The organism is Halobacillus shinanisalinarum (assembly GCF_022919835.1).
Classification (GTDB): domain Bacteria; phylum Bacillota; class Bacilli; order Bacillales; family Halobacillaceae; genus Halobacillus_A; species Halobacillus_A shinanisalinarum.
The window spans coordinates 831,021-846,648 of record NZ_CP095074.1 but is presented as its reverse complement, the minus strand read 5'-3'; the positions used below and the strand labels follow the sequence as shown (position 1 = coordinate 846,648).

The following is a 15,628-nucleotide window of genomic DNA, read 5'->3' as shown; positions in this document are numbered from 1 at the left end:
GCAACAAAAACCGGTCTTGCAGTATGCAGGCCGGTTTGTTAGTTTTTTAATAGATAAGGGCATTCAAAACCAAGGTGAGACCAATGCCCGTCAATGCTCCGAAAAAGACTTCGATTGGCCGATGTCCTAAAAGCTCTTTTAGCTCTTCCTTCTTTTGGAACTCTCCCTTATTGCTCCATTCTTTAGCCTCGCCGACGAAACGGTGAAAGTCGTTTAATAATATATTTAACATAATAGCCTGTTCACCCGTTTGTCTTCGTACTCCTGTTGAGTCGAACATAACGATAATTGAAAATACACAAGCAATGGCAAATATAGGAGAATCCAAGCCCTGATCTACGCCTACACTTGTCGCAAGGGCTGCAACTGCGGCTGAATGGCTGCTTGGCATCCCTCCAGTGCTGAAAGCAAGTCCAGCATCGAATTTTCTTGAGGCAATGAATTGAATCGGAATTTTGATAGTTTGAGCAAAAAGTATGGCGGCAAGTGACGCCCATAGAGGAAAATTATGTAGTAAATCCATACGGCTTAAAGACATCCTTTCGTGCATTGCAGGCTACATAGGATAGAAAGCCTGATAAAGTATTATTGGTATTGTATCATATGTCGCTTTCATAAGTCCTTTAAAAGGGAAGGCTTGCAGAAGTATTTCTCTCCATTTTTTAGTATACTTAGAAATGGAGGTGTTTACGATGTTTACGATTCGAAAAACATTATTCGATCAGGATCACACACTTGTTGTCGGTTTATTTGAAGAGAATTTACACCATCAGATAATCTATAATTCACTGAATGAGCATTCCTCAGGTCAAGTGGATACATACGTCAAGGAAGGTGACATTTCTACTGAGTATAAGCACGTATCTAAATATTTATCTTCTGGCCAGCTGCCAGTAAAGCGTGTTTACTTTCTGGGTCTCGGAAAGAAATCTCAACTCCACCGCATACGGCTAAAGAAGGCCTTTGGAAAGTTATTTAAACAGATTCAAGCAGACAAAATCGCTCAACTGTCCATTGCTCTGGATAGTTTTCGCTCGGAAGGACTTTCAGATGAAGAATGTGCAGAGGTCATTTCTGAGGCTATGGGAACAGCTACCTATCAGTTGGCAAGCTATAAACGTAATCAAACGCAGAGACCTGCATCATTTGATTCAATTACCCTAATTTCTGATGAAAATAAGGAAGGGTTGCTCGGCTCTTTGGAAAAGGGGATTGCTCTTAGTAAAGGTGTGAACTCAGCGCGTCACCTAGTTCATCTTCCAGCAAATATGCTTACATCTACGCGTATGGCTAAATATGCAGTGGATTTGGCTGAAAAGCATGGCTTTACTGCTGAAATTCTGGAGAAAGAGCAGATGGAGGAACTTGGGATGGGGGCATTGCTGGCTGTAAATCAGGGATCAGCAGAGCCACCCAAAATGATTGTATTGAAGTATCAGGGACTTGAAGAATGGACAGATGTGACCGCATTTGTAGGGAAAGGTATTACATATGATACCGGCGGCTACTCGATAAAATCTAAAACAGGAATGCCTGGAATGAAAGGCGATATGGGTGGTGCAGCGGCAGTACTTGGGGCGATGGAAACAATTGGCCGCCTAAAGCCGAAACAGAATGTGTTAGCCGTCATTCCTTCAACAGATAATATGATCTCGGGATCAGCATTTAAGCCTGACGACGTGATTACATCATTGAGTGGAAGAACGATTGAAGTATTAAACACGGATGCTGAAGGCAGGCTAGCCCTTGCAGACGGGGTGACATATGCGAAGGAACTCAACGCTGTGCGAATCATCAACGTTGCAACATTAACCGGCGGCATGGTGACAGCATTAGGTTCGTGGATGACAGGGGCATTAACGAACAATGAAGACTTTTTTAAAACGGTGCAAAGCAGTGGTGAGAAAGTGGGGGAGCCAATATGGCAGCTTCCTTACAATGAGGACTACCAAGCACAAGTAAGGAAAAGTTCGATCGCTGACTTGAATAACTCTCCTACACGTAAGGCGCATCCTATTATGGGCGGTGCATTTGTTGGGGAATTTGCAGAAGATACTCCATGGGTTCATTTAGATATTGCTGGAACATCTGCTTCTGAAACAGCGCATGACTTGGGGCCAAAAGGTCCAACAGGTGTAATGTCTCGAACGCTGGCTAATTACATTTTAACAAGATAGGTTTAGCTTAGTTCTAATTTATTTTAAAGCAGTCTCAAATTGATTACAATTTGAGGCTGCTTTTCGTTTTATAGATGTTGACACAAACTATGGACAGACAACAGGTATAAACTAGAGGGGGAGGCTTAATAGGAGTTGAGAATCAGTGGGTCATTGAAGCTGCTATTCCCTCATCCAAAGGAAGCGCCCATTGGGGACTGTTAAAGAAAATGACAGGTACAATGCTCCTCGTTTATACGATAACTGGTACAGTGAAGGGAAGACTTGGAGCTGTGAATAATGATCACATCTGGATGGGGATAAAGGATGCTGTGTACGTTATTCAGATTCAAGATATCATTCATTTTAGGAAGGAATAAAAAAAGCCCACTCTAGGCGGGCTTGTAACGAAAAGACCACTGCATTAGTCTTGAATCGCAGCTTCTAAGGCTACTTCGATCATCTCATTAAAGGTCGTCTGACGTTCTTCTGAGGATGTTTCTTCACCTGTTAAAATGTGGTCGCTGACGGTGAGAACTGAAAGCGCTTGGCGATTGAACTTAGCTGCAAGCGTATATAATGCTGTTGTTTCCATTTCAACGGCTAAAACATTATATTTAGCTAATAGGTTAAAAAGATCCATCGCATTTTCACGGTAGAAGCTGTCACTTGTAAAGACATTACCGACACGCAGCTTAAGGCCTTTATTTACACCAGCATCATAGGCATTTTTCAAAAGTTCAAAATCAGCAGTGGGCGCAAAATCAATTCCATTAAATACCATACGGTTCATTTGAGAATCTGTTGTAGATGTGGAGGCCAAAATAACGTCGCGTACCTTTACGTCTTTTTGCAGGGCACCACATGTACCCACACGGATTAACTTTTGAACATCATAACTTTCCATCAGTTCATTAATATAAATGGAAATAGACGGGACGCCCATCCCTGTTCCCTGCACAGAAATGCGTTCCCCTTTATATGTTCCAGTATAACCATACATCCCGCGCACTTCGTTGTAGCATGTTGCATCTTCAAGGAAATTCTCGGCAATATATTTTGCTCTTAATGGATCTCCAGGTAATAGAATCTTATCAGCAATATCTCCGGGTTTGGCACCAATATGTACACTCATTAGTATAACCTCCTTATAAACATTTAACTATTTTAAATTACCATATTAGGTAAGAGAAAACAAACTAGGGTCTAGATTGGCAGGACTATTATTGATAAGATTACAATGGAATCGGGTGAAACTTATTAGATTAATTTGTTAAAGTGTGTGTTCAAAAAGTTGACGAATGAGAAACAAGAAGTTCGAGGCGCGAAAGTTTTGAGGACCACAGCGTATGCCTTTCATACGTGAGGACCGGAAAAACCGAGAAACGAAGAAATTCGCCGTTTATCATTTGGTGACTTTTTGAACATCCTCTTAAATTGATAATCAAAACATTAAAAAGTAAGATACTAACAAGTAAATTTTTTACGGGAAAAAAGGGAGTGGACATTGCATGAATATTTCTGTTTCACAATTGCCGGGTATTGGTCAAAAGATTACTTTGAAGACCGCAGAGGATAGTATGCTTGTACTGATCGTACATCATACAGGTAAACGTGAGCTTTACTTTTTCGACGAAGCAGATAGTGAAGAAGCTGATTTTGCCATGGACTTAACATCAGATGAAACGAGAGAGCTTGGCGCACAATTACTTGGCGCAACGTATCAGCCAGTTGATACAAATAAACTGAAAATGTTTAAAAACCAAATAGTGATCGATTGGATTGAATTGAAGGAAGCTTCCCCAATTACCCATCAAACCATCGAGGAATCTGAGATCAGAAACAAGACAGGTGTGACAATTATTGGTATCATTAAGGGAGACGAAACCATTGCCATCCCCGAAGCCGACACGCAACTATTTCCAGGAGATGTCATTATGACCATTGGTAAGCAGGAGCAGATCGATAGCTTCACTGATTTGTGCAATGGAAAGGGCTGATCATTAGTGCACACTGAATTTCCTGCACTGCTGGGTGCAGGGCTGATTTTAATTGCTATTTTTTATCTAGGTTTTTTAAGTATAAAAATTAAAGTCCCGAGTGTCATTCTTTATATTTTATTAGGTATTGTCCTTGCTGGGAGTCTTGGGGGAAATGAACTGCTTCATTTTGCAAGTGAAATAGGGATTGTCCTCTTATTTTTCTTATTGGGCCTGGAATTTAATGTGAAACGGCTTGGAGGCATTGCTAAAAAGATTTGGCCTTCGGGATTGCTTGATCTATTCTTAAGCTTAGGGGTCACCACGTGTATTGCACTCTTATTTAACCTTGATCTATTTTCTAGTTTTTTAATCGGTGGAATCGCTTATGCAACAAGCTCATCGATTACAGCTAAACTGCTGGATGACCGGGGACGAATGGCTAACATAGAAACGGAATATATTCTAGGTATACTTATTTTCGAGGATCTTGTTGCTCCGATTGTTGTGGCTATATTATTTGGGGTCAGTTCTGGAGAGACCTTTACTACGCTCTCCTTTCTTGCTATAACTGGGAAGATCGTAGGCTTAACTTTAGCCGCCATTATTTTAGGAAAAACAGTATTTAAACGAATTGAGACGTTCCTTGATCGAATAGCAGATGAGGATTTTAAGATTGCTTTGTTAACGGGTATTGCACTCTCTTATGGTGGATTAGCACTATATCTTGGACTTTCAGAGGTATTAGGTGCATTCTTAGCAGGAATGATGCTCGCTGAAATTGGGAAAATTGAAAAGGTCGAACAAACTACTTTTCCTATACGAGATTTAATGCTGCCGACGTTTTTTGTCTATTTTGGGACAACCATCGATTTAGGAAATGGTGTGCCAATGGCAGGGTTGCTTGCTGTCGTGCTCATTTGGTCGATTGTCGCAAAAGTGTTGGTCGGCATTGTTGGCGGACCATTATACGGATTACCTAAGCGTGCCTCATTGCGAGCAGGGTTGTCCATTTGCTCAAGGGGGGAATTCTCCGTGGTAATCGCGGGTGTAGCAACAGGTGTACTAAAAGCGTTTAGCGGACTTTATATTCTAGTTGCTGCATTCATAGGGATGGTTTTATTTGAACGGGCACCCAAGATAGTAACGAAAATTTACGGGAAGCCACAGAAAAAGAAAAAGGATCTTAAAGTGCCCGGCAGTTAAAAACAGGCTCATGAACCTGAGCCTGTTTTTTAACCGAAGTATTGCTTTTCGAGATCGATCAATTGGTCTAAGGCGTGTTGATTAAAATCAGTGTCACGCCGCGTTAGCTTGTTCTTCAACTTTTCCACAGAGTGTCTCAGTGAGGTATGGTAATCAGGTATATCTTCCTCTTCATATGGATGGACTGCTTGTTTATGAATATTCGCTTTCTCTTGAAAACTTAACGCTTTCCTTTGATGAAAAAATACATCTTCTGTTTGACCGGGGTTGTGAAGGTCCCCTTGCATAGGGTGTTTATCTACCGCGAGTATTTTTACTAAGTAATTTTGATTCCGATCTTCCATAAGCTCACCTATGTAGATACCTGATTTATAGTGGACTTTAACGATCGCTCCATTTTGAAGTTCTGTCATATGAATGCCTCCTTTTTCACTATTAGTGCGTGTTCAAAAGTTGCCAAATTAGAAACAAGAAGTTCGAGGCACGAAAGTTTTGAGGACCGCAAGCCGTATGCTTTTCATACGTGAGGACCGGAAAAACAGAGCAACGAAGACATTCGCCGTTTATCATTTGGTGACTTTTTGAACATCCTCTATTATATCAAAGTTTGATTATGTGGAAAAATGGTGAAGACCTGCTTAAGTATGGAGTCATTTGTTATAATAGGGATGTAAAAGGAAGGATGTGGTGCTCTTATGATGGAATTTCTTTATTTTCCTGAGGATAAGACTGAATATATTCCCGCGGTGCTTACATTATTAGTATTTGTCGTGGCTGCTTTTGTTACGATGTACTTTATCATTAAAGCTTCACGTAAAGAAGAGGAACGAACAGACTATACTTCATATGAGACGCAAAATAAACAGCATCACGATCATTGAGGGGCAGCACTTGAGATCATTTCTCAGGTGTTGTTTTTGTTTGCAGAAATAAGGGGTCAGTGTCCCGAACTTAACACAGGACATGCCGAATTTAACTGAACATCCTTTAATTCTTACTTCACTGTAGTGCTCAGCTTGGGCCCACAGGATGAGGGGCAGAGGGCGTTCTATTCTTAGCCGAACTTCAACTAATTCAGGTTTAAACCCGCCTCTACGCTTTTCTAATTATAAATCATCGTTTTGTTGGGGAAGCTAGGTGTATGATTACGGTTTTGGAAAGGACGTTCAATATGAAATTTGTTCTAATAGGGGTACTCACCACTTTATTAACGATTACAGGATGCGGAGAAAAACGTTCACCTTTAGAATCGGCACTTTTTAATCAGGAAGGTGATCGTATAGGAACAGTGACACTCATTGAACAGTCTGGTGGTGTTGAGGTAAAGGTAAAGGCAGAGGGGCTGGAAGCGGGGCCGCATGGGATCCATGTCCATGAGTTTCCAAAGTGTGAGGGACCTGACTTTAAAAGTGCAGGGAATCATTTTAATCCGACACAAAAAAAGCATGGATTAATGAATCAGAAAGGTGCACATATTGGTGATTTACCAAATATTGATGCTGAGGCAGGCGGGATGGCAGATGCTAAGCTGATGCTAGCAGAAGCTACATTAAAAGATGGGCAAACCTCTTTATTAAGAAAAGAGGGAACGTCTCTTGTCATTCATAGTGGACCAGATGACGGCATGTCTCAACCTTCAGGGGACTCTGGGGATCGGGTTGCTTGTGCTGAGATTACCTTAAACAGTGAAAAGTCTAAAGCAAGTGATCCTACAGAATTAAATAAAAAACAGGAAGAATAGCCCCCTCTAACTATGCGGAAGGGGGATATGGTTTATTTTTGGGCAGCTTGAATAATTCTAGACACGCCTTTTTCAATAAGTTCTTTTGGTGCGGCGATGTTCATTCGCATAAAACCTTTCCCTTCTTCTCCAAAGGAGGCTCCATCATTGAGACCTACCTTTGCTTGTTGTTGCATAAATAATTTAAGGTCAGATTGGGAGAGGTTAAGCATGCGACAGTCAATCCACAGTAGGTAGGTACCCTCTGCAGGAATTACACGTAAAACGTCTGTTTCTGTGTGGAGTCGCTCTGTAACGTAATTTCGATTAAATTCAAGTGTTTTAATTAACTCTTCAAGCCACTCCTCACCTTGTTGATAGGCTGACTCAAGAGCTACGATTCCTAGTGTATTAAGCATAAACATGCCTTGCTTGTTAAAGTAGGCTGTTAATTTCTTGCGTGTTTCTTCATTCTTAGTGACGAGATAAGAGGCTTGCAGCCCGGCTAAATTAAATGTTTTTGTCGGAGATAGGCAAGTGACTGTATTATCGCTCGCTTGTTTTGACAGTGCGGCAATAGGTATATGCGTGTATTCACTGAATACTAAATCAGCGTGAATTTCATCTGAAAGTACTGTCACGCCGTGTTCAAGACAAATATTGTTCATACGTACAAGTTCTTCGCGAGTCCACACTCTTCCAACTGGATTATGGGGATTACATAGAATAAAGAGTTTAACATTATGATCTTTTATTTTAGCTTCGAAGTCGTCAAAGTCGATCGAATACGATTCATTTTTAAATACTAAAGGATTGGTTACTAGTGTACGATGATGGTCTTTGACTACACTGTAAAAAGGAGGGTAGACCGGTGTTTGAATTAATATTGCCTCCTCCTGAGAAGTTAAGGACTGTACGGCCATATGCAGACTTGGTATAACACCAGGGCTGTAAGTGATCCAATCCTTATCAATTTTCCAGTTATGGCGTTGCTCAAGCCAATTGAGGATGGTAGATTTCAGTTCATCATCTGGCATGGTGTAACCAAATATTCCGTGTTTAACCCGACTTGTCAAGGCATTTATGACACGTTCTGGTGTTTTGAAATCCATATCTGCTACCCACATTGGGAGCACATCTGGATCGTTATATAGTTCTTCAGCCAAATCCCATTTTACGGATCTAGTCCCTTTCCTTGTTGTTATTTCTGAAAAACGACTCATCGTTATCATCGCTCCTTTGGTTAACATCTATATACATCATAACGAAATTAAGTAAAAGATAGAAATAATGAGGGTTGGGGAAATGAACAAAAAAAGCAAAGCGGACGGTCCGCTTTGCTAACACAGGGGGAATACGAGAAAGTCTTACGGTAATAACTATTTCCATTTTGAGCACTCTTTAAACCTATTTTTTATATTATTTCTTAAATCAAATCAACAGAAAATAGATTGATAGCTTAAGAATGAAGGTTTTGCTTATTGTGATCATGTATGATAAAATCAGTAATTGCGTGAAAAGAAACGAATAATATATATCAGGAGTTGTATAGCATGTCAGATAAGTTTCAAGAAGGTCAAGTATTAGAAGGTAAGGTAACAGGTATTCAGCCATACGGTGCTTTCGTTGCACTTGATGAGCAAGTACAAGGACTAGTGCATATCTCTGAAGTAACTCATGGTTATGTTAAGGATATTAACGAGCATCTTTCTGAAGGTGATGAAGTTCAAGTTAAAATTCTAAACATTGATGAAAAAAGTAATAAATACTCTCTTTCTATTCGTGCGACACAGGAAGCACCTAAGAAAGAGCCTCGTCCTCGTAAGCAAGCAGCACCAAAACAACAACAGGAGGATGCTTCTGCAGGATTTAACACACTGAAGGATAAATTAGAAGACTGGATTAAACAGTCTGATGATCGTGAAAAATTTCGTAAGTAGAAAAGCGACAGCAGGCTTTTCGTTTCAGGAAGAAAGTCCTGTTAATTAGATATTATCCTTGAACTGTTTTAAAACCAGCAAAAACCCGGCTCTCCAAGCCGGGTTTTTATGTTGAATTTTTCTTTAAAAATTACTGGTTACTTGCTGGGTTCTGCTTCGGTAGCTTCATGATGCTCTGCTGCACGTGAGAAATAAAGGGAAATGGTAATAAGACCACTAATTCCAACAAGTGAATAGATAATCCGCGCAAATGCTCCACTTTGTTCTCCACCGCCAAATAAAGCAGCAACAAGGTCGAATTGGAACAATCCAATTAGTCCCCAGTTTATCGCTCCAATGATGGTAAGCAATAGGGCAATACGTTGTATTGTGTTCATGTTTTCACCCTCCTTCTTTGATTAAACATTTATAGCTTGAGCATAAGTAGAGAAAATATGTATGTTGCATTTCTTTTGAGAAATCATTATATATAAGACATAATGATGAACTGAGAGATAATCGTTATTGAAGAGGAGAGAAAATTATAAATGGATGCATTTACGTTTCATAATCCAACGAAATTAATTTTTGGTAAAAACCAGGTTGAACAATTGTTAGAGCAACTTCCTGAAGGTGTAACAAATGTCCTTATCGTCTATGGAGGCGGAAGCATTAAAAAAAATGGTTTATATGATAGTGTAATCAAAGAGCTTAGTAAGGCGAATGTGACAGTTCATGAGCTTTCCGGTGTAGATCCTAACCCCAAGCTGAGTACAGTTAGAGAAGGCATTAATCTTTGTAAAGAAGAAAACATTGATTTTCTTCTTGCTGTTGGGGGCGGTAGTGTCATTGACTGCACAAAAACAATTGCGGCAGGTGCTAAGTACGAAGGCGACGCATGGGATTTAGTCACTCGTAAAGCGACACCAGATGGGGCGCTACCTTTTGGTACTGTACTTACATTAGCTGCTACAGGTTCTGAGATGAACGCAGGCTCTGTGATCACAAATTGGGAAACGAATGAAAAATATGGCTGGGGTTATCCACCATATACATTTCCAATGTTCTCCATTTTGGATCCGCAAAATACGTTGACTGTTCCTCTTGATCAGACGATCTATGGCATTGTTGACATGATGAGCCATTTATTCGAGCAGTATTTCCACAACCTAACCCAATCCCCTGTTCAAGATGAGATGGTTGAAGGCGTTTTACGTACAGTTATTCATACAGCACCTAAGTTACTCGATGATCTCGAATCGTACGAGCATCGTGAAACCATTTTATATGCAGGCACCATAGCTTTGAATGGTATGCTGCAAATGGGATATCGAGGTGACTGGGCAAGTCATAATATTGAGCATGCGATTTCTGCGGTTTATGATATTCCTCATGCAGGTGGACTTGCGATCCTTTTCCCAAACTGGATGAAACATAATTTGGAAGTGAATGAGGATCGGTTCGTGCGAATGGCTGTCAAAGTGTTCGCAGTGGATCCAGCAGGGAAATCAAGCCGTGAGATAGCTGAAGAAGGTGTTGAAGCACTACGAAGCTTTTGGACATCGATAGGCGCTCCTAAATCATTGGCTGACTACGATATCGACGATCAGAAGTTTGATATGATCGTTGATCGTGCAATGAAACGAGGGGCTTTTGGTAATTTTAGCAAACTTGAAGGTCAAGATGTTCAGAAAATCTTAGAAATGTCTAAATAAGCTAGAAAAGAAGTACAGACTGCTCTGTGCTTCTTTTTTTAATGAATACGTTTACATTTATGGGCTTACTTGATTTGCTTAAAATGTTCCGATAAAGTGAAAATGGATTGGTTTAATTTAATGATGATTTTTGGAGGAATTTACATGACACACGTTCGATTTGATTATGAAAAAGCGTTGCCGTTCTTTAATGAACATGAGCTTGACTATATGCAAGGAGCTGTATCTTTAGCCCATAAGGCACTTCATGAAAAAACAGGTGCCGGAAATGACTTTCTCGGGTGGATAGATTTGCCTGTAGACTATGACAAAGACGAATTTTCTCGAATTAAGCAGGCAGCAGAAAAAATCAAGAGTGATTCAGATGTTCTGCTTGTAGTTGGTATTGGTGGATCCTACTTAGGTGCGCGGGCAGCAATTGAGATGCTTAATCATAGTTTCTACAATGAATTATCCCAGGAACACAGGAAAACACCTCAAGTCTTTTTTGTTGGCAATAGTGTAAGTGCCCCTTATATTAATGAATTATTTGATGTATTGAAGGATAAAGATGTATCCGTCAATGTCATTTCAAAAAGTGGGACAACGACGGAACCGGCGATTGCCTTTCGTATCTTCCGTAAGTTCTTAGAAGAAAAATATGGTCGGGAAGAAGCACAAAAGCGTATCTATGCAACCACAGACAAAGAAAAGGGTGCGTTGAAGACGTTAGCAAACGAGCAGGGGTACGAGTCCTTTGTCGTTCCAGATGATGTAGGTGGACGTTATTCTGTACTTACGGCTGTAGGCCTATTACCGATTGCGGCAAGTGGAATTGATATTGAAGAAATGATGAAGGGTGCTCAAGCCAGCCGAGAAGAGTTAAGTTCTGATCGCCTTTCAGAAAATCCTGCCTATCAATATGCAGCAGTAAGGAATGCATTGTATAGTAAGGGAAAAACGATTGAAATGATGATTAATTATGAACCCTCACTTCAGTATTTGTCGGAGTGGTGGAAGCAACTGTTTGGGGAGAGTGAAGGGAAGGATCACAAAGGAATTTTTCCAAGTTCCGCAAATTTCTCAACAGATCTACATTCTTTAGGTCAGTATGTTCAGGATGGTCGTCGTGATCTATTTGAAACAATTTTACATGTAGAGGAACCTACGTCTGATTACACGATTGAAGAGGATGAGCAAAATTTAGATGGACTTAACTACTTAGCGGGAAAAACAGTCGATGAAGTAAACGAGAAGGCCTATCAAGGCACAATGCTTGCTCACACAGACGGCCAAGTTCCCAACTTAATCGTTCACATACCTAAGCGTGACGCATTTACATTTGGTTACCTTGCCTATTTCTTTGAAAAAGCGTGTGCAATCAGTGGCTATATTCTTGGAGTAAACCCATTTGATCAGCCAGGAGTAGAAGCCTACAAGAAAAATATGTTCGCCTTGCTAGGTAAACCAGGGTTTGAACAACAAAAACAAGACCTAGAAAAGCGCCTGTAATAATGGAATTACTTTAATTACCACCTCAGGTCATCCAGAAAATGGATGACCTGAGGTGGTTTTATTTGGGTAGGATAAGCTTAAAAGGAGTGAATGTTTGTGATTAGTTTATCTTCTCAACTTACAGATGAATTATTTGATTTGCATGAGCTTGAGCAGAATCTTCGCCCAATTGGCTTTAACTTTTCGGACAATTGGGATTATGAGCATGGTTATTTTGATTATAAGCTCGGTGATGAAAATGGATATCTATTTCTGAGAATTCCATTTTCTGTCGTCGAAGGGACATTGGATTCACCTTCAAACCCTGCCACAGTGAAAATGAACGAGCCATATTTACTTGCCCATGTTTATCAAGACGGAATCGATGATCATGTACGAGAAGGAAACTTTCGTGCATCAATTGATCAATTTCAGACACCTAAAGATAAGGATGCAAATTTTCCAGAAGAACATATTCAGGCAGGTCAAGAAATACTTCAACAAGCCGAACAGGCTCTACTCTCTAAAGGGAGTAAATAGAACTAAATAATCATCTTCCGTTAGTGTTGTATGAGTGTCAATATTAAAAGAAATTGTGTCGCCCGTTTTGACTCCTATCACTTGAGAGCCTTGAGCTAAATAATGTTCCAGGACTTTAATCATCGAGACACCAGCTAAGGAAGAAGAGACTTTTTCTTCATGAAACTGACGAGCCGTAAGTAAATTCAGGAATAACTGGAAGGGTTGCAGAGGGTCTTTTCGATAAAGCTCATGATAGAATAAACTGCTCATAAAATCATTGGAGCGAATCACCGTATTGGCCCCTGCTCTTTCAGCATTGATTTTTTGGCGCTCTGTCAATACTTCGGCGATAATAAATAAATTGGGATGGTGGCCTTTTAAAGCCACAAGCTGATGAATGACAGCTTGATCAGATTGTTGTTCCTTCTTGGAGGGATTCGCCGTGACAACAGCCATTCTAGCCCCGCATACATTGGCTTTATCGAGGATTTCCTCGCTGGTCGGATCCCCTTTTACAAAATGAACATTTGATAACTTTTCATAAAGTTGATTCATTGTCTCATCTATTAAAACAATTTTATCTTCAATATCATCTTTTCTCATCATATCTATTAGTTGCCGTGTTCGCTCATTCCAGCCTAATAAAACGATGTGCGAATTTCCTTTAAAGCGGACTTTTCCTTTTGATAGATCCTTTTCATGTTTCACGGTAGCAGAGGATAATGTAACCATATAAAATGTAATAAGTCCACCGCCCGTTAAAATTAACATGATGGCTATGATCCTGCCTCCTACGCTTAACGGAACGTAATCACCGTAGCCGACAGTAGCTCCTGTTACAAAAGCCCACCATACCCCATCGAAGAATGTCGGAAAGTTTTTCGGTTCGATGAGATGGATCGCCATGCCAAAGAATAGCATAGTTACTAAAGCGATAGATAACAATCGTATGAGCACGGGAAGCTGAAAATAGAACCGAATCCATTGCTGCATGGCCAAAAATCCCCTTTTTATATTTAGTATGGCTTTAAGAATAAGGATTCAAACATAAAAAAAGCATGCCTGGTTAGGCACGCTTTAACGACTATTGTGCTAAAGTTTTTTTCAGGTCCTGATATACAAATGAATGGAAATCTCCATTATCACGATAAGCCTTTGTAACAAATTGAAATAATTCCTGTTGCTTTTCCTGAAAATCAGCTGCGTCTTTAGGAGGCAGATTGGCCATTGCATTGTCGATAAATTCCTGCAACTCCGGTGCCCTGGGTCCCCAATTCAACCACTCCTTTCCCTGGTCGTCAATGATTATAATCTTTGGGATCGAGCGTGCGGACCCATTGGTTAAGTATTGATCCATTAGTCCAAGGTTTTCATCACGATGTAGAAAATGGGTGGCGATACCGCCTGCTTCAGCCAAACGTAAAAATACCGGTAGATTCAACATTGCATCCCCACACCAATCTTCCGTAATGGCGATAGCGCGCAAGTTTTTATTTTGTAATTGTGTAAAAAATGGCTCGTCTTCTGATGGGACTGTGAAGTGTTCATATATTCGAACAAAGCCCTCCTGATGTTGTTCCATAGAATCAACATATTCCTGGGCGGTTATACCTTTGTTAAACCATTCGTTCAAGTTCATTGCATTCCTCTCCTTTTCTACACATACACGTTCATTTTCCCGAACCTTCTTAGAAGTATGCACATTTTTATAAAAAGACTGGACAGTGGTATAATTTTACACAGATACTAGTTAAATTAAATAGGAGGAATCGTACCGTGGACAAAAACCGAATGGATTTTTTATTAGAGTTATTACAAACCCCATCACCCTCAAGTATGGAAATGCAAATACAGAAGCGATGGATGAAGGAAATGGAGTCATATGTAGATGAAATACGAACAGACCACGCCGGAAACCTGATTGCCGTATTGAATCCTGAAGCGGAATGTAAAATACTGCTTGCCGGACACTGTGATGAAATAGCTCTCGTGATCAATCGGATAGATGAGCAAGGTTATCTTCATTTTGACAAAATGGGCGGAATAAATCCAAAAGCCGCGGTTGGCATGAAAGTGACTGTTCTCGGTAATCACAAAACTCTTACAGGTGTGATTGGGGTCAATGCCCAGCATCATGGTGGTTTAAAGGATGATTTTGGTTTAGAAGATCTATTTATTGATTGTGGGGTCAAGTCAAAGGAAGATATAGAAAATCTTGTTCAAATCGGTGATTTGGCCGTTTATAAACGTAATCCGGAAGTACTTATGGATCAATATATTTCTGGAAGAGGTCTTGATAACCGAACAGGTCAATTTATTGTTGGCGAGGTCTTACGAAAACTGTCTCAAAAGGATCTTAAAGTAGGCGTCTATGGTGCCAGCACGGTCAATGAAGAAACAAATATGGGTGGTGCTTATTTCGCAGCAGCCGGAATTGAGCCTAAGATGGCGATTGCTTGTGACGTCACCTTTTCAACAGACTATCCAGGAGTAAATAAAAATAAATATGGTGATATCCGTTTAGGTGGAGGACCTGTCCTTGCTAAAGGGGCGCCGATTAATCGTAAAATTAATCAGCTACTTGAGAAAAGTGCCCAAACGTTAAATATGGATCTCCAGTATGAACTTACTCCTAGAATGACAGGGACAGATGCTGACCGTATGCGCGTGACGGGGCGAGGGGTGCCAGTGAGCCTCGTCTCCCTGCCATTACGTTATATGCATTCACCAGTTGAGACAGTCAGTATAAAAGATATAGAGGAAGAGATTGACTTATTAGTTGAGATGATTACAAACATGACAGGAAATGAAAGCTTAAACCCTTTAGACGAGTAATGAAAAAAGAGCTTTGGCTGAGGCTAGAGCTCTTTTTTATGTGTAATGTTTTCTAGTAAAAACGATTGAAAGGAAAGGAATAGTGGTATTGATAATAAGAAAG

Annotated in this window: 18 protein-coding genes; 11 read left to right on the top strand and 7 right to left on the bottom strand. The window is 40.3% G+C overall.

The features are described 5' to 3' along the window. Positions 1–46: 46 nt before the first annotated feature. The gene (locus tag MUO14_RS04505; protein WP_244753876.1) at positions 47–523 is read right to left on the bottom strand and encodes a divergent PAP2 family protein; all 477 of its coding nucleotides are present in this window, start codon (positions 521–523) and stop codon (positions 47–49) included. Between the two features lie 169 nt (positions 524–692). Between MUO14_RS04505 and MUO14_RS04500 the strand changes: the two genes are divergently transcribed. Further along, positions 693–2,177, top strand: a complete 1,485-nt coding sequence (locus MUO14_RS04500) for a leucyl aminopeptidase (RefSeq protein WP_244753875.1) — start codon at positions 693–695, stop codon at positions 2,175–2,177. Positions 2,178–2,386: 209 nt separating this feature from the next. Beyond that, on the top strand, positions 2,387–2,536 hold the full coding sequence (locus MUO14_RS04495; protein WP_244753874.1) for a DUF2642 domain-containing protein: 150 nt from the start codon (positions 2,387–2,389) through the stop codon (positions 2,534–2,536). A 44-nt stretch (positions 2,537–2,580) separates the two neighbouring features. On the opposite strand, the gene deoD is transcribed toward MUO14_RS04495, so the two are convergent. Further along, entirely contained in the window at positions 2,581–3,291 is a 711-nt protein-coding gene (gene deoD, locus MUO14_RS04490; RefSeq protein WP_244753873.1) for a purine-nucleoside phosphorylase, read from the bottom strand. Positions 3,292–3,667: 376 nt separating this feature from the next. Here deoD and MUO14_RS04485 point away from each other — a divergent pair, with 376 nt between their 5' ends. Together MUO14_RS04485 and MUO14_RS04480 are read left to right on the top strand one after the other, a co-directional pair. After that, positions 3,668–4,156 carry a cation:proton antiporter regulatory subunit gene (locus MUO14_RS04485; protein WP_244753872.1) on the top strand — a complete coding sequence of 163 codons (489 nt, stop codon included), beginning with the start codon at positions 3,668–3,670 and terminating at the stop codon, positions 4,154–4,156. Between the two features lie 6 nt (positions 4,157–4,162). After that, positions 4,163–5,341: a cation:proton antiporter gene (locus tag MUO14_RS04480; RefSeq protein WP_244753871.1), complete on the top strand. Its 1,179-nt coding sequence runs from the start codon at positions 4,163–4,165 to the stop codon at positions 5,339–5,341. A gap of 29 nt (positions 5,342–5,370) precedes the next feature. On the opposite strand, the gene MUO14_RS04475 is transcribed toward MUO14_RS04480, so the two are convergent. Next, complete coding sequence (locus tag MUO14_RS04475; protein WP_244753870.1) at positions 5,371–5,754, bottom strand: kinase-associated lipoprotein KapB; 384 nt, start codon at positions 5,752–5,754, stop codon at positions 5,371–5,373. 282 nt (positions 5,755–6,036) lie between these two features. On the opposite strand from MUO14_RS04475, the gene MUO14_RS04470 reads away from it, so the two are divergent. Both MUO14_RS04470 and MUO14_RS04465 read left to right on the top strand, forming a co-directional pair. After that, on the top strand, positions 6,037–6,222 hold the full coding sequence (locus tag MUO14_RS04470; protein ID WP_244753869.1) for a hypothetical protein: 186 nt from the start codon (positions 6,037–6,039) through the stop codon (positions 6,220–6,222). A 290-nt stretch (positions 6,223–6,512) separates the two neighbouring features. Beyond that, positions 6,513–7,082: a superoxide dismutase family protein gene (locus tag MUO14_RS04465; protein WP_244753868.1), complete on the top strand. Its 570-nt coding sequence runs from the start codon at positions 6,513–6,515 to the stop codon at positions 7,080–7,082. Positions 7,083–7,114: 32 nt separating this feature from the next. Here MUO14_RS04465 and MUO14_RS04460 read toward each other — a convergent pair whose 3' ends face one another. Continuing rightward, positions 7,115–8,284 (bottom strand): MalY/PatB family protein, encoded by a 1,170-nt coding sequence (locus MUO14_RS04460; RefSeq protein WP_244753867.1) that lies wholly within the window; start codon positions 8,282–8,284, stop codon positions 7,115–7,117. A 330-nt stretch (positions 8,285–8,614) separates the two neighbouring features. Between MUO14_RS04460 and yugI the strand changes: the two genes are divergently transcribed. Continuing rightward, entirely contained in the window at positions 8,615–9,001 is a 387-nt protein-coding gene (gene yugI, locus MUO14_RS04455) for a S1 domain-containing post-transcriptional regulator GSP13 (RefSeq protein WP_244753866.1), read from the top strand. Positions 9,002–9,138: 137 nt separating this feature from the next. Here yugI and MUO14_RS04450 read toward each other — a convergent pair whose 3' ends face one another. Then, on the bottom strand, positions 9,139–9,378 hold the full coding sequence (locus tag MUO14_RS04450) for a DUF378 domain-containing protein (RefSeq protein ID WP_244753865.1): 240 nt from the start codon (positions 9,376–9,378) through the stop codon (positions 9,139–9,141). Positions 9,379–9,528: 150 nt separating this feature from the next. On the opposite strand from MUO14_RS04450, the gene MUO14_RS04445 reads away from it, so the two are divergent. From MUO14_RS04445 to MUO14_RS04435, 3 genes are all read left to right on the top strand, one after another. Next, complete coding sequence (locus MUO14_RS04445; protein WP_244753864.1) at positions 9,529–10,695, top strand: iron-containing alcohol dehydrogenase; 1,167 nt, start codon at positions 9,529–9,531, stop codon at positions 10,693–10,695. Positions 10,696–10,839: 144 nt separating this feature from the next. Beyond that, positions 10,840–12,186: a glucose-6-phosphate isomerase gene (locus tag MUO14_RS04440; RefSeq protein WP_244753863.1), complete on the top strand. Its 1,347-nt coding sequence runs from the start codon at positions 10,840–10,842 to the stop codon at positions 12,184–12,186. Positions 12,187–12,285: 99 nt separating this feature from the next. After that, on the top strand, positions 12,286–12,708 hold the full coding sequence (locus MUO14_RS04435) for a YugN-like family protein (protein ID WP_244753862.1): 423 nt from the start codon (positions 12,286–12,288) through the stop codon (positions 12,706–12,708). Here the strand turns inward: MUO14_RS04435 and MUO14_RS04430 are convergent. Both MUO14_RS04430 and MUO14_RS04425 read right to left on the bottom strand, forming a co-directional pair. Then, positions 12,685–13,683 (bottom strand): potassium channel family protein, encoded by a 999-nt coding sequence (locus MUO14_RS04430; RefSeq protein ID WP_244753861.1) that lies wholly within the window; start codon positions 13,681–13,683, stop codon positions 12,685–12,687. The two genes, MUO14_RS04435 and MUO14_RS04430, sit on opposite strands and share 24 nt — an antisense overlap. A gap of 91 nt (positions 13,684–13,774) precedes the next feature. Then, positions 13,775–14,329 (bottom strand): thioredoxin family protein, encoded by a 555-nt coding sequence (locus tag MUO14_RS04425; protein ID WP_244753860.1) that lies wholly within the window; start codon positions 14,327–14,329, stop codon positions 13,775–13,777. A 152-nt stretch (positions 14,330–14,481) separates the two neighbouring features. Between MUO14_RS04425 and MUO14_RS04420 the strand changes: the two genes are divergently transcribed. Next, on the top strand, positions 14,482–15,525 hold the full coding sequence (locus tag MUO14_RS04420) for a M20/M25/M40 family metallo-hydrolase (RefSeq protein WP_396265833.1): 1,044 nt from the start codon (positions 14,482–14,484) through the stop codon (positions 15,523–15,525). Positions 15,526–15,628: the final 103 nt, after the last annotated feature.